Genomic DNA, 20,475 nt, shown 5'->3' with positions numbered 1-20,475 from the left:
GCGCGGGCCTGACCGGTGCGGCGGACCGCAAGACCCCAACGTGCCCCGGTGGCAGGCGATACCTTCAGCCGCAACGCCGCCGCGCGCCCGCTCAACCCTTCCTCGATCAACTTCTGAAACCGCGCCCGAAGCGCATCCGGCAAAGGTGCTGACATAATCCATCCTCCCAAACAGGATGAATCACAGATCAGGCTTCAAGGGAATCCCACCGATTCAGGTTTTCGGTGGGATGCTTTAGCTTAGCCAAATCGCCTGTCCGGGGGGCGGACATGCGATGGCGCGGCGGCCTTCGGCCTTGATTCCGCGCCGGGACCAGACGGCAACGACCGCTACAGGCCATTCACGCCCAGCAAGCCAACTGTCCGCGGATACGCCCCTACCGCCCCCGCACCCGGCGAAAGCACAGGATGCGCCCGCGCGAGGGCCCGGGATCATAGGTCAGGCCCGATGCGGACATGCAATCGACGATGCGCTGGATCACCGTGTCGGGATAGCGCCCGGGATGCAGCTCCATCATCACGCTGCGCACATGCGCGGGCCAGGGTGCGTCGAACAGATGCGCCTCGGCCCCCTCGATATCCATGATGACGAGGCCGGGACGCACCTGCGCCATCAGGTCACGCAGCCCCAGATGCGGCACCTCGACCACGCGCTCGGCGGCGCTTGCCTCGTCGGCGATGTGCCCCGCCCAGAAGCTGCGCGCGGCATCGAACGCAAGAGGCGCCGCCCCCCCGTCCATGCCGCCCACGGCACCGTGCAGCACCGTGACCGCGTCAAACCCGTTGCGCGCGAGGTTGCCCGCGATCACCGGCAGCAGATCGGGATTGGCCTCGACCGTGGTGACGTTCTCCGCCCCGGCCACCCGCGCGCAGAGGCAGGCGATGTAGCCGATCCCCGATCCCAGTTCCAGCACCCGCTGCCCGGCACGCAGCCGCATCAGCGCCGCGCGCGCCTCGTGTCCCTCGTAGCCACCCGAGGCGAGCTTGGCCGCGATGCGATCGTTGAGATGGCTGTCGGGCACCTCCAGCCGCAGGCCCTCGATCTCGAATTCCGCCATGCCCTGCCCCTTGCCGTTGATTCCGCCGCGTGCTCACCCTACACCACCCTCACCTGAGAACGGGAGCAACGGCAATGCAGCTCTTTGTGGGCCTTGGCAATCCGGGCGCGAAATACGCGCGCAACCGCCACAATATCGGCTTCATGGCGGTGGACGCCATCGCCGCGGATCACGGCTTTGGGCCGTGGCGGGCGAAGTTCCGGGGTCGCGTGGCCGAGGGCGTGCTGGGCGGCGAGAAGGTTCTGCTGCTCAAGCCCGAGACGTTCATGAACCTCTCGGGCGAGTCGGTGGCCGAGGCCGCGCGCTTCTACAAGCTGGGCCCCGGGGATGTGGTGGTGTTCCACGACGAGCTGGACCTTGCGCCCGGCAAGCTGCGCGTCAAGCGCGGCGGCGGGCATGCGGGTCATAACGGCCTACGCTCGATCCACGCGCATCTCGGGGCCGAGTATGCGCGCGTGCGGCTCGGCATCGGTCATCCCGGCCACAAGGACCGGGTGAGCGGCTACGTTTTGCAGGATTTCGCCAAGGCGGATGCCGGTTGGCTCGACGACCTGATGCGCGGCATCAGCGATGGCGCGCCGTGGCTCGCGCAGGGCAAGCCCGACCGGTTCCAGAACGCCGTGGCGCAGCGCATGGCCCCGGCACGCCCCGCAGCCAAGGCCGCCACCCCGCCGACCCAGAAAGAGCCGGAAGAGCCGGAGGAACCGCCCGAGGACGACCGCAGCCCGCTGCAGAAACTGGTCGACAGGTTCCGTTAAGCCGCGGCCTCCCCGGGTCGATGCGTGCTACCGCGGACCCGGCTTTCGCAAGGATCAGCCGCGCCGGATCTCGACCCTGCGGCCCTCTGCCGGGGCCTCGTTGCGGCGCGGAATGGTGACGCTGAGCACGCCATCCTTGAGATCCGCCTCCACCTTGTCGCCATCGGCGTCGGGTGGCAGCCGGAACGACCGGCTGAAGCGGCCATATTGCCGCTCCGAGAAGAACCACGTCTCACCCTTTTCCTCGCGGGTGGCGGATTTCTCGCCGGTGACGGTCACCGCGCCGTCATGCACCGACAGCTCGATATCCTTTTCCTCGACACCGGGCAGTTCCATCGTGATGCGATAGGCGTCCTCGTTCGACGAGGCATCCGAAGCAGGGGCCAGCCAATCGGCCACGCGCGCCCCGAAATTTCGCAGCGGCTCATAAAGCTGGGGCCAGAAGCCGGCGACATGGGTTTTCTCGACCATTGCAGCATCCTCCTTTGCGTTGCACTGTCATCAAATTACACTGCGGAGATGGGAATTTCCTTGATCCGCCTCAAGTCGGGAGAGGGCGATGCGCGCGCTGTTGCAACGGGTGAGCGAGGCGGAAGTGACCGTCGAGAACGCGGTGATCGGGCGCTGTGACGGGGGGCTCCTGATCCTCGTTTGCGCCATGCAGGGCGATGACGAAGCCGCCGCCGAACGGCTGGCGGGCAAGGTAGTCAAGCTGCGCATCTTTCGCGACGGTGAGGGACGGATGAACCGCTCGGTTGCGGATGTGGGGGGCAGCGCACTGGTGGTCAGCCAGTTCACGCTGGCCGCCGACACCTCGCGCGGGAACCGGCCCGGCTTTTCCGCAGCCGCCCCGCCCGAGGAGGGCCGCCGCCTTTACGAACATTTCGCGGCGTCGCTCGCGGCGCTCGGCGTTCCGGTAGAGACCGGGCAATTCGCGGGCGACATGCGGGTGAGCCTCGTCAATGACGGTCCCGTCACGATCTGGATGGAGAGCTGAGGCCAGTCAGCCCAGAAGGGCGAGCGACGGGAATACCTCCAGCAGCCAGTAGGAGAAATCCGAGAACCCGCCGGTGAGCATCAGGAGGCCAATGGTCCACAGGAGCAGGCCCATGACGCGCTCGATCTGCGCCATGTGGCGCTTCATCCACCCCATCAGCCCGGTGAGGCGCGGCAGGAAGGCCGCGACCAGCAGGAACGGCACGCCGAGGCCCATGGCATAGACCGCGAGCAGCGTGGTGCCGCGGGCCACGTTGGCCTCGGAGGCGGCGAGCGACAGGATCGCGCCCAGCTGCGGGCCGATGCAGGGTGTCCAGCCAAAGGCGAAGGCCAGCCCCAGCACATAGGCCCCCAGAGACGAGCCGCCCCGGTCGCCCGCGTCGATCCGCGCCTCGCGGTCGAGAAAGCCGATGCGATAGACGCCCACGAAATGCGCGCCGAACCCCATCACCAGGACCCCGGCGATGATATTGAACCAGTCCTGGTATTGCAGGAACGCCCGCCCCAACGCAGAGGCGGTGAAACCCAGGAACAGGAATACCGTCGAGAGCCCCAGCACGAAGAACAGCGCGGGCACCACGGCGCGCGCGCGCGCGTGGCCCTCTTGCGACAACTCGTTGAGGCTCACCCCGCTCATGTAGGCGAGATAGGGCGGCACGATGGGCAACACGCAGGGGCTGAGGAACGAGACGAGCCCCGCCAGAAGCGCCACGAACATTGCGGGCAGGAGCGCCGCGTCGATGATCTCGATTCCGAACATGACCCCCCACATAGCCGGTCGCAACGCCCGCGTCATCAGGCAGTCTGTCACATCCTTGTGGACAGGCTGTAACAGCGCGGCTATCTGCGGGGCATGACGCCGGATCACACCCTAGACGCGCGCGGGCTGCTCTGCCCTCTGCCCGTGCTGAAGCTGCGCAAGCGGCTGAAATCGCTGACTGCGGGCGACGTGATCGCGGTGCAGGCCGACGATCCGGCGGCGATCGTGGACGTGCCGCATTTCTGCACCGAGAGCGGGCACGAACTGATCTCGACCGAAGAGGCGGGCGGCGTGCAGACCTATTTCATCAGAAAATCCGGCTGAACGGTCCACGCGCCCCGGCACCGGGCCGGGGCGCGTGAGAGATATCAGCCGAAGGACCACCAGCCGCGGCGTTTGGGCCGGGGCTGTTCCTCGGTCTCCGATTGCTCGGAGGCGGGTTCCGGTTCCGGCTCAGGCTGTTCGGGCGCGGGATCCGGTTCCGGCGCAGGTTGCTCGGCAACGGGCTCCGGCGCAGGTTGCTCCGCCGCGGGTTCCGGCTCCGGCTCGGGCGCGGGTTTGGACCCGGTCCGCTCCGCGACCGGTGCAGGTTCCTCGGCGGCAGGCTCCGGCGCGGGTGCGTCGGCCTTCTTGCGGCGCGACACGGTCCGCCGCTTCGGCTTGGCCTCGGGTTCGGGCTGCGGTGCGTCCGCGTCGGCACTTTCCTCGGCGGCAGCGGGTTCCGGCGCGGGTTTCTTGCGGGGCGCCCGGCGTCTCTTGGGCTTTTCGGCCACCGGCGCGTCGGTTTCCTCGGCGGGCCGCGCCGGGGTTTCTGCCTGCGTGTCGGCTTGCGTTTCGGCCTGTGCGTCGACCGTGTCGACCTCCGCCGCGTTCTGCGGGGCACCGTTGTCGCCCTGCCCTTCGCCCTGCCCGTCGCCGGAACGCGGCTTGCGCTTGCGGCTGCGCGAGCGACGGCGCTTCTTCTTGGGCTTCTCGGTCTCTTCGGTATCGGGCGGCGTGCTCTCGGCCTCGACCTCGGCCTCTGTCTCGGCAGGAGCCTCGACCTCGTCGTCGATGGCGTCCATCAGCGCCGCGCCCGCGGACACGAAGGCCGTGTCCGGCTCGCGCACGGTACGGGTCGCGGTCTTGAGCTTCTCAAGCGTGAAATCGGGGCTGACCAGCGACGGATCACCCTCGATACGCACCGACAGGCCATAGCGCGCCTCGATCCCGGCAACGTGCTCGCGCTTGTGGTTGATGAGGAAGTTGGCGATACCCACCGGTGCGCGCACGAGCACCTCGCGCGAGCGGCGGCGCACGCCCTCCTCCTCGATCTGGCGCAGGATCGACAGCGACATGCTGTCATCCGAGCGGATCAGCCCGGTGCCGTGGCAATGCGGGCAGGGTTGCGTGCTGGCCTCGAGCATGCCGGGGCGCAGGCGCTGACGGCTCATCTCCAGCAGGCCGAAGCCCGAGATGCGTCCCACCTGGATGCGCGCACGATCGGTCTTGAGCTTGTCCTTGAAGCGCTTTTCCACCGCCGCGTTGTTCTTGCGCTCGTCCATGTCGATGAAGTCGATGACGATGAGCCCGGCGAGGTCGCGCAGGCGCAACTGGCGGGCAACCTCGTCGGCGGCCTCGAGATTGGTCTGGAGCGCGGTTTCCTCAATCGAGCCCTTCTTGGTGGCGCGCCCCGAGTTCACGTCGATGGCGACGAGCGCCTCGGTCACGCCGATCACGATATAGCCGCCCGAGGGCAGTTGCACCGCCGGGTTGAACATGCCGGCGAGATAGCTCTCGACCTGATGGCGCGCGAAGAGCGGCATCGCATCGGTGTAGTGCTTCACGTTCTTGGCGTGGGACGGCATGATCATCTTCATGAAGTCCTTGGCGATGCGGTAGCCGCGCTCGCCCTCCACCAGAACCTCGTCGATCTCGCGGTTATAGAGGTCGCGGATCGAGCGTTTGATGAGGTCGCCTTCCTCGTAGATCTTGGCCGGCGCGATGGAGCGCAGCGTCAGTTCGCGGATCTGCTCCCACAGGCGCTGGAGATACTCGTAATCGCGCTTGATCTCGGCCTTGGTGCGCTTGGCCCCCGCCGTGCGGATGATGAGGCCCGCGCCCTTGGGCACGTCGATCTCGGCGGCGATTTCCTTGAGCTTCTTGCGGTCGGCGGCGAGCGTGATCTTGCGGCTAATGCCGCCACCGCGTGCGGTGTTGGGCATCAGCACGCAGTAACGCCCGGCGAGGCTGAGGTAAGTGGTCAGCGCGGCGCCCTTGTTGCCGCGCTCTTCCTTGACCACCTGCACCAGCATGATCTGGCGGACCTTGATGACCTCCTGGATCTTGTAGCGGCGCGGGCGCGGCTTGCGCGCGGGGCGGATGTCTTCGCTGTCATCCTCGTCGGCGACCGATTCGATGCTGTCATCGTTGGTGGAGTGGTCGCGCGTGTCACGCGCGTCGGGCGTGTCGGGCGTGTCGGGCGTGTCCTCCTCAGTCTCGGGCGCGGTCTCGTTGTCCTCGCCTTTGGCGGTATTCGCGGCCCGCTCCGCGTCCGGCTCCTCGACCGGGGTTTCGGCGACACGCTCCATCGGCGAGCTGCCTTCGTCCTCGTCATCGCCGAGGTCGATGGTTTCCATACCGGAAATGTCGGCGCTGGTCACCGCGTCGTCCGACGCGGTCTTTTCCGTCTTGGCCCTGGGGCGCGACCGCGAGCGGGAGCGGGAGGCGCGCTTGGGCTTTTCCTCTTCATCCTGCTGGGCCTGGGCGAGCGCCTCTTCCTCGGCCATCAGCGCCTCGCGGTCGGCCACCGGGATCTGGTAGTAATCCGGGTGGATTTCCGAAAAGGCGAGAAAGCCGTGCCGGTTGCCGCCATACTCGACAAAGGCCGCCTGGAGCGAAGGCTCCACGCGCGTGACCTTGGCGAGATAGATGTTTCCGGCTAGCTGACGTTTGTTTTCAGACTCAAAATCGAATTCCTCGACCTTGTTTCCGTCGACCACCACGACGCGGGTTTCCTCCGCGTGGGTGGCATCAATAAGCATTTTCTTGGCCATGTGTTCCGTATGCACGACCGCGTGGCGACCGGCCCGGGGGGCGCGGCGCCTTGCGGTCTGTGTCTGTCAGGGGCGAGGACGGGCGCAAAAGCGCCGCAGGCGCCGGGCGCTGCCGATATCGGTGTCTTGCCTGTTGCGCGCGTCATCGCGGTTCTTCACTCCGACCCCTCTGCGGGGGCCAATTCAGCGCCCGGTCGGGCCATTCGGCACGACAACGGGCGAGCGTGCGGTCCCCACGCGGGGGGCCAATCGGTCTGTTCAGCCGCAGGGATTGCGATCCAACGGATACCTGAAACAGCGAATCTCGTGGCAAAACCCGGGGTATCGCACCGGGATCGCCTCATGTCACAGTAAAGCCACCGGTGACAAAAACACAATGGCCAAAATGCGTGCGCGCCCTCAGCCGAGGTAATCGGCGCGGCTGAGCGCATATTTTGCCATCTTTTCGTTGAGGGTACGGCGCGGCAGGCACAGCTCGTCCATCACCGCCTGCACCGAGCCCTTGTGGCGGCGCATGGTGTTGTCGATGAGCATCCGTTCGAACGCCTCGACATATTCCTTGAGCGGCTTGCCCTCGGTCGTCATCACCGGCTGCATGTCCTCGTGATCGGACATCAGAAGCGACGTGAGCGTACCGGTGCCGCGCCGCGACTGGAGCACGGCGCGCTCGGCGATATTGAAAAGCTGGCGCACGTTGCCGGGCCACGGCGCCTGCAGGAGTTGCGTGGCTTCCTGCGCGCTGACCTGCGGGGCGTCACAGCCGTAATCCTCGGCGAACTGTTCGACGAAACGGGTGAACAGCGTCAGGATATCCTCGCCGCGCGCGCGCAGCGGCGGCACCGTCAGCCGCAGGCTGGCCAGCCGATAGAACAGGTCGGGGCGCAGCGCATCCTCGCAGGTGCGCCCCTCATCCTGCATGTTGGAGATGGCGACGATGCGGGTCTCGGGCGGGGTGCCCTCCTCGTTGAGAGCGGTCAGCATCCGCGCCTGTACCGTGTCGGACAGCGCCTCGACATCCTCGAGCACGAGGGTGCCGCCGCGCGCCTCCTCGACAGCCGGCAAGCGATTGTCGCAGGACTCGACCGGGCCGAACAGGCGCCGCGCGAGCGCGCCCTCCTCGAAGGCGGCGCAGGAGAGCGTGACGAAACTGCGCCCCGCGCGGTTCCCGGCGGCGTGCAGCGCGTGCGCGACCAGCGTCTTGCCGGTGCCGGTCTCGCCTTCGATCAGGACATGGCCGTCGGCCTGCCCGAGATCCAGAATATCCTCGCGCAGCCGCTCCATCGCCGGCGAGGTGCCGATGAGCTTTTTCATCAGCGTGCTTCCGTCCGACAGGTCACGCCGCAGCGACCGCGCGTCGAGCACGAGACGGCGTTTCTGCGAGGCCTTCTTGGCGAGTTCGGTCATGCGGTCGGGGTTGAACGGCTTTTCCAGGAAATCAAAAGCACCAAGGCGCATCGCCTCGACCGCCATCGGCACGTCGCCGTGGCCGGTGATCATGATCACCGGCAGGGTCGAGTCGTTGCCCATGAGACGGCGCAGAAATTGCATCCCGTCCATGCCCGGCATCCGGATATCGGTCACCACGATGCCGGGATAGTCCGGGCCGAGTTGCTTGAGCGCATCCTCGGCGCTGGCGAAGGTTTCGGTATCGAACCCCGACAGCGCCAGCCACTGGCTGATGGACTGGCGCATGTCACGTTCGTCGTCGACGATGGCAATCTTCATGGCAGTTGGCATGGCACTTTCACTCCGCGGCTCTGGTCTCTTCGGGCAATATGGGAAGCTGCACCTCGAATACAGCCCCCCCGCCCTCGGCATTGCGTGCCGTCAGGCGGCCCCCGAGGTCGTTGACGATCCCCGAGGAAATGGCAAGACCCAGCCCGACCCCGTCGCCGGGCAGCTTGGTGGTGTAGAACGGCTCGAACAGCTTTTCGAGATCGTCGATGCCGCCGCCATTGTCGCGCACGGTCAGCACCGCAGTGTCGCCCGCCACGAGCAGGATGTCGATGGCCGCGTCCTCGGTGTTCTCGGTGGCGTCGAGCGCATTGCGCAGCAGGTTGACGATCACTTGCTCGATGCGCACCTGGTCGCCCATCACCATCACCGGCTCCGACGGCAACGTTCGGGTGATCTGCACCTTCCTCTTGCGCAGTTGCGGCTCCATCATCGCCAGCGCCGAGGCCAGCGCATCGCCAAGATTGACAGGGGCAAAGCTGTCGCCGGAATGGCGCGCGTAAGACTTGAGCTGACGCGTGATCGCCCCCATCCGCTCGATCAGGTCGTCGATGCGCTGGAACGACACGAGCGCCTCGTCCGGGCGGTTGCGGCGCGAGAGCAGCCGCGCGCCCGCGAGGTAGGTTTTCATCGCTGCGAGCGGCTGGTTTAGCTCGTGGCTGACAGCTGCCGACATCTCTCCCAGCACCGCGAGCTTGGAGCTTTGCTGGAGCGTCTGTTCGGCCTGCGCGAGGGTCTCCTGCACGCGCCTGCGCTCGGCGATTTCCCGCTGAAGCCGGGCGTTCAAAGCGCGAAGCTCTGCCGACTCGCGCTGGAACAGCATCATCCGCGAGGTGGCGCGACGATTGAGATAATAGAAGGCCAGCGCCATGAGAATCGCGAATCCCATGATTTCGAGCGCGATGTAGCCGTTCACCTTGTCGCGCACCGTGGCATAGGTTGTGAAGCTCGCGATGCGCCAGCCGCGGAAAGCCACTCGCCCCTCGACGCGCATCACCGCCTGCCCGCTCAGATAGGCGTCAGCGGGCAGTGCCGTCCAGTCGGCGGTGGCCTCGATGGCGCGTTCGATCGCGCTGTCAGCCGGTTCGTGCGCAAGCGCCTCCGCCTCGGTGAGCCCGCGCCAGCGCGGTTCGGTAGCGAGCACGATCACGCCCTCGCTGTCGGTGACCATCACCGCGTCGGAAATGCCTGCCCAGGCGCTCTCGAACTTTTGCAAATCGACCTCGACGAGGATCACGCCAAGCACGCCGGACGACCCCTCGATACGCCGCGAATAGAAGAAGCTAAACTGTCCCGCCTCCTGCCGCAGCACCTTGAAAACGGTGTCGCGCGCGCGCATGGCGTCAACGAAATAAGGCGCCTGGCGCAGGTTTGTCCCGAGGCGGGTGCGCTCGGTCGCGGCCACCACGCGCCCGTCCTTGTCCAGAAGCGTCAGCGAGGCGGCGCCAATCTCGTCAAGAAAGGAGATGAGGCGCTGCGTGGATCGCGCGTAGTCCTGGCTACCCAGCGCGGAGATCAGCGCGGGATCGCGGGCCAGAAGCTGCGGCACGATGGCGTTCTGGCGCAACTCGCTCAGCAGGTTGCCGCTGTAGAGCAGCAGCCGCAGCTCGGCGCGGTTGCGCGTGTTCTCGGTGAAACGGTCGGTGAGCAACCGGTGCGTGGTCAGCACCACCACCACCGCCACCAGGAACAGCCCCGCAAGCACCAGCCGCGCACGCCAGGGGATGGTGCGCGGGCGCGGGGTCGGATCGGGGCGGTCGGACGTTGTCATTGCCCAAGTCTAGAGCGCGCGCGCCTAGCCCTCAAGCGTCACGCTGGCGCAAGCGCCCCCATCAGCCCCGCGAACATGGCCGCGCCGTCGCTGCCGCCGTGGGCGGGCTCGGCCATCCGCTCGGGGTGGGGCATCATGCCCAGCACGCGGCGGTTTTCCGACAGAATCCCGGCGATGTCGCGGGCCGATCCGTTGGGATTGTCGGCGTAGCGAAAGGCAACGCGGTCCTCGGCTTCGAGCCGGTCGAGCGTGGCCTCGTCGGCGAAGTAATTGCCGTCGTGATGGGCCACGGGCACGGTGATGGTGCTGCCCGCGTCGTACCCGTGCGTGAATACGCTCTGGTTTGTGACGACCGTCAGGCCCACCGGCTTGCAGATGTATTTCAGCCCCGCGTTGCGCAGCAGCGCGCCGGGCAGCAGGCCCGTTTCGGTCAGGATCTGAAAGCCGTTGCAGATGCCGAGAACATGCCCGCCCCGGTCGGCATGGGCCACCACCGCGCGGCAGATCGGCGAATTGGCCGCGATCGCGCCGCAGCGCAGGTAATCGCCGTAGGAAAAGCCCCCCGGAACGCCGACGATATCGACGCCTGCGGGCAGTGCCGTGTCCTTGTGCCAGACCATCGACACCCGCGCCCCCGCGCGCTCGAAAGCCACGGCAAGATCGCGGTCGCAGTTGGAGCCGGGAAAGACGATGACGGCGGCGTGCATGACAAGAGCCCTCTCATGGATGCTGTGCCGCCGCTCTAGCGCGCGGCGACGGGCTTGTCCATCGCGCGGGTGACGGTGCCGGTCAACGCTTCGCGCGGATCACTTGCAGGAGCGGCAGGACGCGGGCCATGTCGGGCCCGTGCGCCTGCCCGGTCAGCGCCTTTCTCAGCGGCATGAAGAGGCCCTTGCCCTTGCGTCCCGTCGCCTCCTTGACCGCCGCGGTCCACTTGCCCCAGGTCTCGTTGTCATGCGGCCCCTCGGGCAGCAGCGCCATTGCCTCGGCGATGAATTCCCGGTCGTCTTCGTCGATCGCCGGCTCTGCCCCGTCTCGGAACATGATCCACCAAGCCTCCAGGTCACCCAGCGTGGAGATGTTCTCGCGCGTGACCTCCCAGAATTGCGGGCCGAGGGCCTCGGGCACGCCCAGCGCCGCGATGGTCCCCGCCACCTCGTCGTAGGGCTTCGCCGCAACGATCCGGGCGGTAAGCGGAAACAGGTCGTGCTCGTCAAACTTGGTCGGTGCCGCGCCGAACCGCTCGATGTCGAAGCCCTCGATCAGCTCTGCCATGTCGCTGCGCAGCTCCACCGGGTCGGCCGAGCCGAGCCGCGCCATCAGGCTCAGCAGCGCCATCGGCTCCACCCCCCGCGCGCGCAGGTCGCGCAGGGAAAGCGTACCGAGACGTTTCGACAGCGCCTCGCCCTGCGGCCCGGTCAGCAGCGAGTGATGCGCGAATTGTGGCGGCGTGCCGCCCAGCGCCTCGATGATCTGGATCTGCGTCGCGGTGTTGGTCACGTGGTCCGAGCCGCGCACCACATGGGTCACGCCCATCTCCACGTCATCCACCACCGAGGCCAGCGTATAAAGCACCTGCCCGTCGCCGCGAATGAGCACCGGGTCCGAGACCGAGGCCGCGTCGATGGACACCTCGCCGAGGATACCGTCCTGCCAGACGATCCGCTCATGATCGAGCTTGAACCGCCAGACACCGTCGCCGCGCTCGGCGCGCAGCGCGGCCTTTTCCGCGTCCGTGAGGCTCAGCGCGGCGCGGTCATAGACCGGCGGGCGGCCCATGTTGAGCTGTTTCTTGCGCTTCAGGTCCAGCTCGGTCGGCGTCTCGAACGCCTCGTAGAACCGGCCCATGTCGCGCAGCCGGTCGGCGGCTCCGGCATAGCGGTCGAGCCGCTCGGATTGCCGCTCCACCCGGTCCCAGTGCAGACCCAGCCATTCGAGATCATACTTGATCGCGTCCACATATTCCTCGCGCGAGCGCTCCGGGTCGGTATCGTCGATGCGCAGGATGAATGTGCCCCCCGCCTTGGCGGCGATGAGGTAATTCATCAACGCGGTGCGCAGGTTGCCCACATGGATGTATCCGGTGGGCGACGGGGCAAAACGGGTGGTGGTCATCGGCGTCTCCTGACTGTGCCGCGGCTTTGTCACAGGGGCGCGCGATTGTCCAGATTGCGGCGGGTGCTCAGCCGTGGGTGGGCCAGGCGTGGTGATCGTCGTCGATCACGAAGGGATGCGCGTGCCTGCGCCCGCCGTGGGCGCGCAGGTGCGGGTGATCGTCGGGCAGATCGGGATGCGTGTGCTCGGGTGCGTCGGGCAGGTTCGCGGGCCACAGTCGCGCCGCCGCGACCAGCCCCAGCCCCGCGACCCCCGCCAGCAGCATCAGCGCCGGGCCCATGCCCAGGGCCTCTCCCGCCCAGCCGGCCAGCGGATAGGTCCCCAGCCAGCAGGCATGGCTGAGCGCGAATTGCGCGGCGAACACCGCCGGTCGGTCGTCGGCATGGGCCGAGCGCCGCAACAGCCGCCCCGAAGGCGTGAGGATGGCCGAATAGAGAAAGCCGAACACCGCCCAGACCGCGAGAAACACCGCCCAGCCCGGCAACCCGTCCAGCCACAACACCGACCCCGCGACCAGCGCCACCGCCGCGAGGCCCCGCGCGCCCGCCATCATCACCCGCCGGTCGGGCAGATGATCGAGCAGCCGCGGCAGCAACAGCGCCGCCGCCATCGACCCCGCGCCGAACGCCGCCATCGCAATCGCCAGGCCACTCTCGCCGCCGCCCAGCCCGGCGCGCACCAGCACCACCGTGTTGACCAGCACGAAGGCCCCGACCGCCGCCGCCGCGAGATTGAGCGACAAGAGGCCCCGAAGCCGCGGCGTCGCGAGGTAGATGCGCAGGCCCCGCGACAGCCGCTCGCGGAACGGGCGCGCAGCGGCGGCGCGGCCCAGCGCCGGGATCGCCGATAACGCCACGAGAACGGTGGAGACGACGAAGCCCGCGAAGGTGCCGACAAACAGCCAGTGATAGCTCAGCACCGCCAGCAACAACCCCGCCAGCGCCGGGCTCAGCAGGTTCTCGAGGTCATAGGCCATGCGCGACAGCGACAGCGCGCGGGTATACTCGCGCTCCTCGGGCAGAATGTCGGGCAGCACCGCCTGGTAGGCCGGGGTAAACGTGGCCGAGGCCGCCTGCAGCATGAAGATCAGCACGTAGACCTGCCACAGCTCGGTGACGAAGGGCAGGCACAGCGCCACGCCCCCGCGCAGCGCGTCGGCCCCGATCAGCACCGCCTTGCGCGGCAGGCGCAGCGCCCAGGCCTGCGCCAGCGGGGAAAGACCCACATAGGCCACCATCTTGATCGTGTAGGCGGTGCCCAGCACCACGCCCGCGCGTGCCCCCGCGAGATCATAGGCCAGAAGACCCAGCCCCACGGTCAGAAGCCCGGTGCCCAGAAGTGCGACGACCTGCGCGCCGAACAGGCGGGCATAGTTCCGGTTGGCGAAAAGGCTCATCATGGCGGCGACGCTACACGCGTTTAACCGCGCGGAAAACGGCACATTTCGTAGCACGCCGCGGGCCTCTCAATTTTGCGTGAGAGCCACACGCCCTACGTGCTAACGCGTTACAGTCGATCCAAACCAAACCGACAGGAGGATTCTATGTCACGCGCACCCACCCTCACCCGCCGCTGTGTCCTCGCCTCGGCCGCCGCGCTGCCGATGGCGGCCGTCACCGCCCCGGTCGCGCGCGCCGCGGCACCGATGATGGGCGCCGGTACGACGCGGTTCAACCGCGTGACGCTTGGCGAGTTCGAGGTCACGACGCTTCTGGCCGCGACCATGCCGCGCCCCGACCCGCATTCGATCTTCGGCCTCAATGTCAGCGAAGAGGCGTTCAACGCCGCCTCCGAGGCCGCCAACATTCCGACCGATCAGGCGCAGTTCTTCTTTACCCCCACCGTGGTCAACACCGGCAGCGAGCTCGTGCTCTTTGACACCGGGCTCAACCCCGAGGGCATCACGGGCGCGCTGCAGGCGGCGGGCTACACGCCCGACCAGGTGGACGTCGTGGTCATCACCCATATGCATGGCGACCACATCGGCGGACTGATGGGCGAGAGCGGCGCAACCTTCGCCAATGCGCGCTACGTCACGTCAGGTGTCGAATTCGACGCGTGGGCGGCGATGGACAACCAGACATTCGAGGCCAAGATGCGCCCGCTGGCCGAGCAGACCGAGATGATCGGCGACGGTGCAAGCGTCGCCTCCGGCATCACCGCGATGGCCGCGCATGGCCACACCCCCGGGCACACCGTCTACATGATCGAAAGCGGGGGCAGGCAACTGCTGCTCGCCGCCGATTTCGCCAATCACTATGTCTGGTCGCTTGGCTATCCCGACTGGGAGGTAAAATTCGACATGGACAAGGCCAGGGCGGCCGAAACCCGCCGCCGCCTGCTGGGTATGCTGGCCGCCGACAATATCCCGTTCGTGGGATATCACATGCCCTGGCCCGGCACCGGCTATGTCGAGCAGGCGGGCGAAGGATACCGCTACCTGCCGACGAGCTATCAACTGATGCTCTGAGCCGCGGGGGGGGCACGGGCGCGGGAGGGGATATTTACAAACCCCGCGCCCTGCCCGATAGGACGGGCATGGATCAGGCGCCCCCCTCCCTCGCCGCGTTCGAGCGGCTCGCACAAAACGCCATCGACGCGCTGCCGCCCGCGTTCCGCGCCGCGGCATCGGAGGTGGTGCTCCTGGTCGTGGACTGGCCGCCCGCGCATCTCCTCGACGAGATGGAAATCGAGGACGCGCGCGACCTCACCGGGCTCTACGAAGGCATCCCGCTGACAGAGAAATCCCACTTCGACCAGCCGCTCGGCCCCGACACCGTGTGGATTTTCCGCGAGCCGATCCTCGAGGAATGGCGCGACCGCGGCAACGTGGCGCTGCCCGATCTGGTGGCGCATGTGGTGGTGCATGAATTCGCCCACCATTTCGGCTGGTCCGACGACGACATCGCCGCCATCGACCGCTGGTGGGAGTGACCGGGCGCCGGGGTGTGGCGCGCTACATTTGCCCCGCCTCGCGCAGCCGGTCCAACCCCGCGCGGATATAGGCGGTGCGCAGCGAGTGCCCGCCCGGATGCTGGCAGAAATCAAGGATCTCGCCGCGCGCATTGCGCCAGCCCTCGCAGGTGAGGCCCTCGATCCCCGCGGGTTGTGCCGCGCGGAACCCGCCGAGGCGGCGATACATCGACAGCGCCTCGCGCACGTCGCCCTGCCACGTCTCGCGGATGGCGCGGCCCGTCAGCGGCACCGTCGGGTCGCTCTGACCGTGGATATGCACGAGGCTCTCCACCGGGGTGGCGCAACGCGCGGGCGGGCGCTGCCAGAAGGTGCCGGCCACGGCGACAAACCCCGCGAATCGCTCCGGCATGGCGCAGGCGAGATTCCAGATCAGCATGGCCCCGGACGAAAAGCCCGCGCCCATCACCCGGCCCGTGTCCAACGGATACCGCCGCGCGACATCTGCCAGCACCGCCTCGACATAGGCGAATTCGCGGGCCCCGTCGGTGCCCGCGTGGCCGGGTGCGTGGGGAATCACCCAGTCGCGATCCAGCGACTTGAGCGCGATGAGCGCGAGCCCCTCCTCCGCCGCCATGCGACGCAGGCCGCGATTGCGCATCACCGCCGCAGCCGACCCGCGATAACCATGCGCAAAGACGATTGCGCCCACCGGCGCGCGCGCGTCCTCGGGCCATGCGATCCGGTAGTGCCGATCACCGATCCGGCAGTCGCTGTCGACGCCGCAGGCAGCCGCCCCCTGCGCCGCAAGAAGCACCAGAATGACCTGAAAGAAAAAGACAAACCGCATATCGCACCCCGCATGATCCGGACCCATGTTGCGACGCATGAGATAGCGCCGACAAGTCACATCCGCGTGGCCCCCGGCAATACCTCGCGCAAAGGTGATCGCGAGGAAACGCCCGTGGAAACGATTTGATAACGCTGCGCGCGTTCAATGCACAGGCGATTCAGGATGAAGGACGATCCCGGCATGACACGTTCGCCACTCTCCGTGCTTCTGGTACTCGGTCTGCTTTGCGCAACCGGGGCAGAGGCTCAATCGCTCAACGAGTTGCGCACGCGGCTTCAGGCAACGTTGCAGCGCAGCCTGGGCCGCTCGATGCTCGGCGGCGCGCTTCCCCATGTCAATCTGGCGACCGGCGCGGTCACCCGATACTACCCGACCGAGAACCACGAAATCATCCTCAGGATGGACGACATTTATGTCATGTGCGCCACGCTCGTCTCCGAGAACGGGGACGAGGCGCCGGTGGATTACTACATCGCCGAAAGCGACGGGCGCTTTGGCGTCATCCGGATGGAGATCGACAACCGCGCTCCGCTGCACGCGCTGATGGACGCGGGCCGCGCGGCGCGGCTGGAATGAGCGCCGCGCCCATGGCCGCCACCGCCGATCCGCGCACGCCGACGCTGAGCCTGTATCTCAAGCTCACCGCCGTGATGGTGCCTACCTTCCTCGCCTTTGCCGGGGCCGGGCTCCTGTGGCTGAGCGAGAAGAACCTCCTGCGCAGCGAGGAGGCGATGGCGATGCGCATCGGCAACGCCACCGCGCGGCTGGGCGGCGCGCTGGAACGCTTCAGCGACCAGTCGGAGGGCGCGACCGACTGGCGCGCGCCCTACGTCACCGACCTGATGCAGACGCTGCTCGGCGACCCGGCAATCCGCTGCGTCGAGCTGGTCGATCCCGGGACGCAACACCAGCTTGCCGTGGTGCCACGGGGGCTGGGCTGCAAAGGGGCGGGCGGCGCGCTGACCCTGCCTTACGAGGTGTATTCCTGGCCGATCACCAAGCTGGTGACGCATTTCGACGAGCGCGAGATCGCGACCGTCAAGCGCTATCAGCGGGATTTCCTGCTGCTGCTGCTCGCGGGCGGCATTCTCGTCGCCGCGCTCGCCAACTGGGTGTCGTTCCGGGTGATCGTCGGGCGCCCGCTACGCGGGCTCTTGTCGCGGCTGGAACGCGCCCGCGCCGAGGCGATCGCAGCGAACGCGGCAAAATCCGATTTCCTCGCAAGGATGAGCCACGAGATCCGCACACCCATGAACGGCATCCTCGGCATGGCCGACCTGCTGTCGGAAACCCCGCTCTCGCCCGAACAGGAGACCTATGTCACCACCGTGGTGCGTTCGGGCGACGCCCTGCTGGCGATCATCAACGATATCCTCGACTTCTCCAAGATCGAAGCGGGCAAATTCACCCTCGCGCAAGAGCCCTACCGCCTGCGCGAGATCGTCGAGGATGTCGCGCAACTGCTCGCGCCGCTAGCGTCGCGCACGGGGATCGAGCTCTACGCCCATGTCGCCCCGGACCTGCCGGAGGTGATGATCGGCGATGCCGGGCGACTGCGGCAGGTGCTCATCAACATCGCCGGAAACGCCGTCAAGTTCACGCAGGAGGGCCATGTCGGCCTGGCCGTGGCGCGGGGCGGCAAGGACGAGATCGTGATCTCGGTCCACGATACCGGCGCGGGCATTCCCGAGGGCCAGCAGGGCCGGATATTCGAGGCGTTCGAGCAGGCAGGCGACGGCAGAACCACGCATCCCGGCGGCACCGGGCTTGGCCTCGCGGTGAGCTGGCAACTCGTACAGCTCATGGGCGGCCGGATCACGCTTTCCTCGCGGCCCGGGGCCGGGTCGTGCTTTGCGATTACCCTGCCTCTGGTGCCCACCGACGATGCCGCCGACACCGCGCGCAACGGGGCCCTCGCCTTGCCGGATGGCACCGCGCCGTTGGTCTGGCTGCTCGATCCGCTGCCCGGGCGGCGCGCCGGGATCGCCGCGCTGCTCGCGCATCACGGGGCACGGGTGGCCGAGGGCGCGGGGCCGCAGGACATGGCCGCAGACCCGTCCCCCGATCTCTTGGTCATGGATGACCGCGCGTTGGCACCCGCCTGCGCGGCCCGGACACCCAGGCTCCTGCTCGGTAGTGCAGCGCAGAAGCCCCCCGCCGGTGGCGCGGTCCTGCGCAAGCCGCTGCGCGAGCGGTCGTTTCTCGACACGGTGGCGCGCCTGCTCGGGGTGGAAGCATCCCCCCAGACCACCCCGCGCACAGGGGCCGCACCGGGGGCCGAGGGGACCGCGCCGGCCGCGGCCTGGGCCAGCGGCCTGACCGTGCTCGCCGTCGACGACAACGCCACCAACCGGCTGCTGCTCGAACGGTATTTTGCGAATTCCGGTGCCGATCTGCGGCTCGCCGCGAGCGGGACCGAGGCGGTCGCGCTCTACACCGAACACCCGGTCGACATCGTGCTGATGGATGTCTCGATGCCCGGAATGGACGGCTATCAGGCCACCGGCCTCATCCGCACCCATGAGGCGGCGCAGGGTCTGGCCCCGGCGCATGTCGTCGCGGTCTCGGCCAACATCCTGGACCAGCACCGCGAGGCCGCGCGGCTGGCGGGGATGGACGCCTTTCTCGGCAAGCCGCTGCGCAAGGCGGACCTCGTCGCCCATGTCTCGCAACTGCGCTGGGCGCGCGCGGCCCGCACCGCCGTGTCAGACCGCCCCGCCCCCGGGATCGGCCACGCCGCCGAATGATCCGCCTCAGCCGGTGCCGCTCCCCCCGCCCGATGCGTCGCGCCAGCGGTTGACGATCGGGTAGCGCCGGTCGAGCCAGAAGGCCCGCGACGACAGCCTTGTCCCTGGCGCGGCCTGGAAGCGCTTGTATTCGCTGATGTAAAGCAAATGCTCCACCTTCCGGGCATCCGCCGCATCATGGCCCGCCGCCACGCAGTCGGCGATCGAGCCGTCCTGATCCACGAGAATGTCGAGGATCGAATCGAGCACAGGGTAATCGGGCAGCGAGTCGCTGTCCTTCTGGTCGGCGCGCAACTCGGCGCTCGGCGGCTTGTCGATCACCTGCTCCGGGATCACCCCGCCCTCCGGCCCCCGCATCCACACCCGGTGATTGGTGTTGCGCCAGCGGCAGATGTCGAAGACCCGCGTCTTGTAAAGATCCTTGATCGGATTGTAGCCGCCCGCCATGTCGCCGTAGATCGTGGCATAGCCCACCGCCACCTCGGACTTGTTGCCGGTGGTCAGCAGCATCTCGCCGAACTTGTTGGAAAGCGCCATCAGCAAGAGGCCGCGAAGCCGGGACTGGATGTTCTCCTCGGTGATGTCCGGCGCGCAGCCCTCGAAGAGCGGCGCGAGCGTGTCGGTGATCGCCGCGCGCCCCGCCGAGATCGGCACGGTATCATAGCGGCAGCCGAGATTTTCGGCCACGGCCCGCGCATCATCGAGCGACGTCTCCGACGTGTATTCCGAGGGCAGCATCACGCAGCGCACATTCCCCGCCCCGAGCGCATCGACGGCAATCGTGGCGACAATCGCGCTGTCCACCCCGCCCGACAGGCCCAGCAGCACCCGCTCGAACCCCGCCTTGCGCAGGTAGTCGCGCAACGCGAGAACCATCGCGTGGTAATCCTGCTCCAGATCGCCGGGCAGATGCGCCAGCGCGCCGGGGCGCGCGCGCCAGCCCTCGGCGCCGCGCTCGAAATCGACCTGCGCCACCGCCTCCTCGAACATCGGCAACTGCATCGCCAGCCCACCGCCAGGGTTAAGCACGAAGGAGCCACCGTCGAATACCTGGTCGTCCTGCCCGCCGACCATGTTGAGATAGGCGAGCGGCAGCCCGGTCTCGACCACCCGCGCCACCATGTGGTTCTGCCGCAGCGCCATCTTCTCGCGGTAATGCGGCGAGCCGTTGGGCACCAGCAGCATCTCGGCCCCCGTCTCGGCGAGCGTCTCGGCCACGTCCGGATACCAGCTATCCTCGCAGATGGGCGAGCCGATGCGCACCCCGCCCACCGCATAGGGCCCGTTGACCTGCCCGCTCTCGAACAGGCGCTTCTCGTCGAACACGGTCTCGTTGGGCAGGTGATGCTTGAGCACGCGCGCGGAGATCCGCCCGCCCTGCAGCACGTAATAGGCGTTGTAGAGCCCGACGCCGTCGAGCGCGGGGCCGCCGATCGCCAACGTCGGCCCCTCGGCACAGTCGCGCGCCAGCGCCTCGATCGCGGCGATCGCGGCCTGGTGGAATGCCGGTTTCAGCACCAGGTCCTGCATGTTGTAGCCGGTGATGAACATCTCGGGCAGCGCCACCAGATCGGCCTCCGCCGCGCGCCCCTCGTCCCACGCCCCGCGTGCAAGCGCGGCGTTTCCCGCCAGGTCGCCCACCGTCGGGTTGAGCTGTGCCAGTGTCAGGCGAAACCTCTCGGCCATGCGCGTCCCCTCGCCGCTTTGCCCTGATGATCTAGCAGATCGCGGCGCGA

Annotated in this window: 18 protein-coding genes; 7 read left to right on the top strand and 11 right to left on the bottom strand. The window is 67.8% G+C overall.

Translation table 11 applies throughout. From position 1 onward, the window contains the following. Positions 1 to 376: 376 nt before the first annotated feature. Complete coding sequence (locus C6W92_RS13395) at positions 377 to 1,057, bottom strand: FkbM family methyltransferase (RefSeq protein WP_129434065.1); 681 nt, start codon at positions 1,055 to 1,057, stop codon at positions 377 to 379. Positions 1,058 to 1,131: 74 nt separating this feature from the next. Between C6W92_RS13395 and pth the strand changes: the two genes are divergently transcribed. Then, on the top strand, positions 1,132 to 1,815 hold the full coding sequence (gene pth / locus C6W92_RS13390) for an aminoacyl-tRNA hydrolase (RefSeq protein WP_129434063.1): 684 nt from the start codon (positions 1,132 to 1,134) through the stop codon (positions 1,813 to 1,815). A gap of 54 nt (positions 1,816 to 1,869) precedes the next feature. Here the strand turns inward: pth and C6W92_RS13385 are convergent, their stop codons facing one another. Beyond that, positions 1,870 to 2,286 carry an Hsp20/alpha crystallin family protein gene (locus C6W92_RS13385; RefSeq protein WP_129434061.1) on the bottom strand — a complete coding sequence of 139 codons (417 nt, stop codon included), beginning with the start codon at positions 2,284 to 2,286 and terminating at the stop codon, positions 1,870 to 1,872. Positions 2,287 to 2,374: 88 nt separating this feature from the next. On the opposite strand from C6W92_RS13385, the gene dtd reads away from it, so the two are divergent. After that, entirely contained in the window at positions 2,375 to 2,812 is a 438-nt protein-coding gene (dtd, locus tag C6W92_RS13380; RefSeq protein WP_104018905.1) for a D-aminoacyl-tRNA deacylase, read from the top strand. A gap of 6 nt (positions 2,813 to 2,818) precedes the next feature. Here dtd and C6W92_RS13375 read toward each other — a convergent pair whose 3' ends face one another. Beyond that, the gene (locus tag C6W92_RS13375; RefSeq protein WP_104018904.1) at positions 2,819 to 3,571 is read right to left on the bottom strand and encodes a cytochrome c biogenesis protein CcdA; all 753 of its coding nucleotides are present in this window, start codon (positions 3,569 to 3,571) and stop codon (positions 2,819 to 2,821) included. A gap of 93 nt (positions 3,572 to 3,664) precedes the next feature. On the opposite strand from C6W92_RS13375, the gene C6W92_RS13370 reads away from it, so the two are divergent. Beyond that, a complete protein-coding gene (locus C6W92_RS13370; RefSeq protein ID WP_129434026.1) occupies positions 3,665 to 3,895 on the top strand; it encodes a sulfurtransferase TusA family protein in 231 nt (76 codons plus the stop codon). A 44-nt stretch (positions 3,896 to 3,939) separates the two neighbouring features. Here the strand turns inward: C6W92_RS13370 and C6W92_RS13365 are convergent, their stop codons facing one another. From C6W92_RS13365 to C6W92_RS13340, 6 genes are all read right to left on the bottom strand, one after another. Next, complete coding sequence (locus tag C6W92_RS13365) at positions 3,940 to 6,606, bottom strand: ribonuclease E/G (RefSeq protein ID WP_129434025.1); 2,667 nt, start codon at positions 6,604 to 6,606, stop codon at positions 3,940 to 3,942. Positions 6,607 to 7,005: 399 nt separating this feature from the next. Further along, entirely contained in the window at positions 7,006 to 8,343 is a 1,338-nt protein-coding gene (locus C6W92_RS13360) for a sigma-54 dependent transcriptional regulator (protein WP_129434023.1), read from the bottom strand. A gap of 7 nt (positions 8,344 to 8,350) precedes the next feature. After that, positions 8,351 to 10,111 carry an ATP-binding protein gene (locus C6W92_RS13355; protein ID WP_129434021.1) on the bottom strand — a complete coding sequence of 587 codons (1,761 nt, stop codon included), beginning with the start codon at positions 10,109 to 10,111 and terminating at the stop codon, positions 8,351 to 8,353. Between the two features lie 38 nt (positions 10,112 to 10,149). Continuing rightward, the gene (gene purQ / locus C6W92_RS13350) at positions 10,150 to 10,818 is read right to left on the bottom strand and encodes a phosphoribosylformylglycinamidine synthase subunit PurQ (protein WP_129434019.1); all 669 of its coding nucleotides are present in this window, start codon (positions 10,816 to 10,818) and stop codon (positions 10,150 to 10,152) included. Between the two features lie 82 nt (positions 10,819 to 10,900). Then, positions 10,901 to 12,226 carry a glutamate--tRNA ligase gene (gene gltX, locus C6W92_RS13345; RefSeq protein WP_129434017.1) on the bottom strand — a complete coding sequence of 442 codons (1,326 nt, stop codon included), beginning with the start codon at positions 12,224 to 12,226 and terminating at the stop codon, positions 10,901 to 10,903. Positions 12,227 to 12,293: 67 nt separating this feature from the next. Next, on the bottom strand, positions 12,294 to 13,625 hold the full coding sequence (locus tag C6W92_RS13340) for an MFS transporter (RefSeq protein WP_129434015.1): 1,332 nt from the start codon (positions 13,623 to 13,625) through the stop codon (positions 12,294 to 12,296). A gap of 144 nt (positions 13,626 to 13,769) precedes the next feature. Between C6W92_RS13340 and C6W92_RS13335 the strand changes: the two genes are divergently transcribed. Together C6W92_RS13335 and C6W92_RS13330 are read left to right on the top strand one after the other, a co-directional pair. Then, positions 13,770 to 14,696 carry an MBL fold metallo-hydrolase gene (locus C6W92_RS13335; protein ID WP_129434013.1) on the top strand — a complete coding sequence of 309 codons (927 nt, stop codon included), beginning with the start codon at positions 13,770 to 13,772 and terminating at the stop codon, positions 14,694 to 14,696. 68 nt (positions 14,697 to 14,764) lie between these two features. Then, positions 14,765 to 15,160, top strand: a complete 396-nt coding sequence (locus C6W92_RS13330) for a metallopeptidase family protein (protein WP_104018895.1) — start codon at positions 14,765 to 14,767, stop codon at positions 15,158 to 15,160. Between the two features lie 22 nt (positions 15,161 to 15,182). Here C6W92_RS13330 and C6W92_RS13325 read toward each other — a convergent pair whose 3' ends face one another. Next, the gene (locus tag C6W92_RS13325) at positions 15,183 to 15,989 is read right to left on the bottom strand and encodes an alpha/beta fold hydrolase (RefSeq protein WP_129434011.1); all 807 of its coding nucleotides are present in this window, start codon (positions 15,987 to 15,989) and stop codon (positions 15,183 to 15,185) included. 183 nt (positions 15,990 to 16,172) lie between these two features. On the opposite strand from C6W92_RS13325, the gene C6W92_RS13320 reads away from it, so the two are divergent. Next, positions 16,173 to 16,568 (top strand): hypothetical protein, encoded by a 396-nt coding sequence (locus C6W92_RS13320; protein WP_129434009.1) that lies wholly within the window; start codon positions 16,173 to 16,175, stop codon positions 16,566 to 16,568. Next, positions 16,565 to 18,739 (top strand): ATP-binding protein, encoded by a 2,175-nt coding sequence (locus C6W92_RS13315; RefSeq protein ID WP_129434007.1) that lies wholly within the window; start codon positions 16,565 to 16,567, stop codon positions 18,737 to 18,739. The genes C6W92_RS13320 and C6W92_RS13315 overlap by 4 nt, the downstream gene beginning before the upstream one ends. 6 nt (positions 18,740 to 18,745) lie before the next feature. On the opposite strand, the gene C6W92_RS13310 is transcribed toward C6W92_RS13315, so the two are convergent. Beyond that, positions 18,746 to 20,425, bottom strand: coding sequence for an NAD+ synthase (locus C6W92_RS13310; protein ID WP_129434005.1), 1,680 nt, complete (start codon positions 20,423 to 20,425; stop codon positions 18,746 to 18,748). Positions 20,426 to 20,475 lie beyond the last annotated feature (50 nt).

This window comes from Roseovarius sp. A46 (assembly GCF_004126395.1).
Classification (GTDB): Bacteria; Pseudomonadota; Alphaproteobacteria; order Rhodobacterales; family Rhodobacteraceae; genus Roseovarius; species Roseovarius nitratireducens.
This window is presented reverse-complemented; position numbering and strand designations above follow the sequence as displayed.

Coding starts and splice junctions, on each gene's coding strand:
- C6W92_RS13395 (WP_129434065.1), bottom strand. CDS start 1,057: ATGGCGGAATTCGAGATCGAGGGCCTGCGGCTGGAGGTGCCCGACAGC.
- pth (WP_129434063.1), top strand. CDS start 1,132: ATGCAGCTCTTTGTGGGCCTTGGCAATCCGGGCGCGAAATACGCGCGC.
- C6W92_RS13385 (WP_129434061.1), bottom strand. CDS start 2,286: ATGGTCGAGAAAACCCATGTCGCCGGCTTCTGGCCCCAGCTTTATGAG.
- dtd (WP_104018905.1), top strand. CDS start 2,375: ATGCGCGCGCTGTTGCAACGGGTGAGCGAGGCGGAAGTGACCGTCGAG.
- C6W92_RS13375 (WP_104018904.1), bottom strand. CDS start 3,571: ATGTTCGGAATCGAGATCATCGACGCGGCGCTCCTGCCCGCAATGTTC.
- C6W92_RS13370 (WP_129434026.1), top strand. CDS start 3,665: ATGACGCCGGATCACACCCTAGACGCGCGCGGGCTGCTCTGCCCTCTG.
- C6W92_RS13365 (WP_129434025.1), bottom strand. CDS start 6,606: ATGGCCAAGAAAATGCTTATTGATGCCACCCACGCGGAGGAAACCCGC.
- C6W92_RS13360 (WP_129434023.1), bottom strand. CDS start 8,343: ATGCCAACTGCCATGAAGATTGCCATCGTCGACGACGAACGTGACATG.
- C6W92_RS13355 (WP_129434021.1), bottom strand. CDS start 10,111: ATGACAACGTCCGACCGCCCCGATCCGACCCCGCGCCCGCGCACCATC.
- purQ (WP_129434019.1), bottom strand. CDS start 10,818: ATGCACGCCGCCGTCATCGTCTTTCCCGGCTCCAACTGCGACCGCGAT.
- gltX (WP_129434017.1), bottom strand. CDS start 12,226: ATGACCACCACCCGTTTTGCCCCGTCGCCCACCGGATACATCCATGTG.
- C6W92_RS13340 (WP_129434015.1), bottom strand. CDS start 13,625: ATGATGAGCCTTTTCGCCAACCGGAACTATGCCCGCCTGTTCGGCGCG.
- C6W92_RS13335 (WP_129434013.1), top strand. CDS start 13,770: ATGTCACGCGCACCCACCCTCACCCGCCGCTGTGTCCTCGCCTCGGCC.
- C6W92_RS13330 (WP_104018895.1), top strand. CDS start 14,765: ATGGATCAGGCGCCCCCCTCCCTCGCCGCGTTCGAGCGGCTCGCACAA.
- C6W92_RS13325 (WP_129434011.1), bottom strand. CDS start 15,989: ATGCGGTTTGTCTTTTTCTTTCAGGTCATTCTGGTGCTTCTTGCGGCG.
- C6W92_RS13320 (WP_129434009.1), top strand. CDS start 16,173: ATGACACGTTCGCCACTCTCCGTGCTTCTGGTACTCGGTCTGCTTTGC.
- C6W92_RS13315 (WP_129434007.1), top strand. CDS start 16,565: ATGAGCGCCGCGCCCATGGCCGCCACCGCCGATCCGCGCACGCCGACG.
- C6W92_RS13310 (WP_129434005.1), bottom strand. CDS start 20,425: ATGGCCGAGAGGTTTCGCCTGACACTGGCACAGCTCAACCCGACGGTG.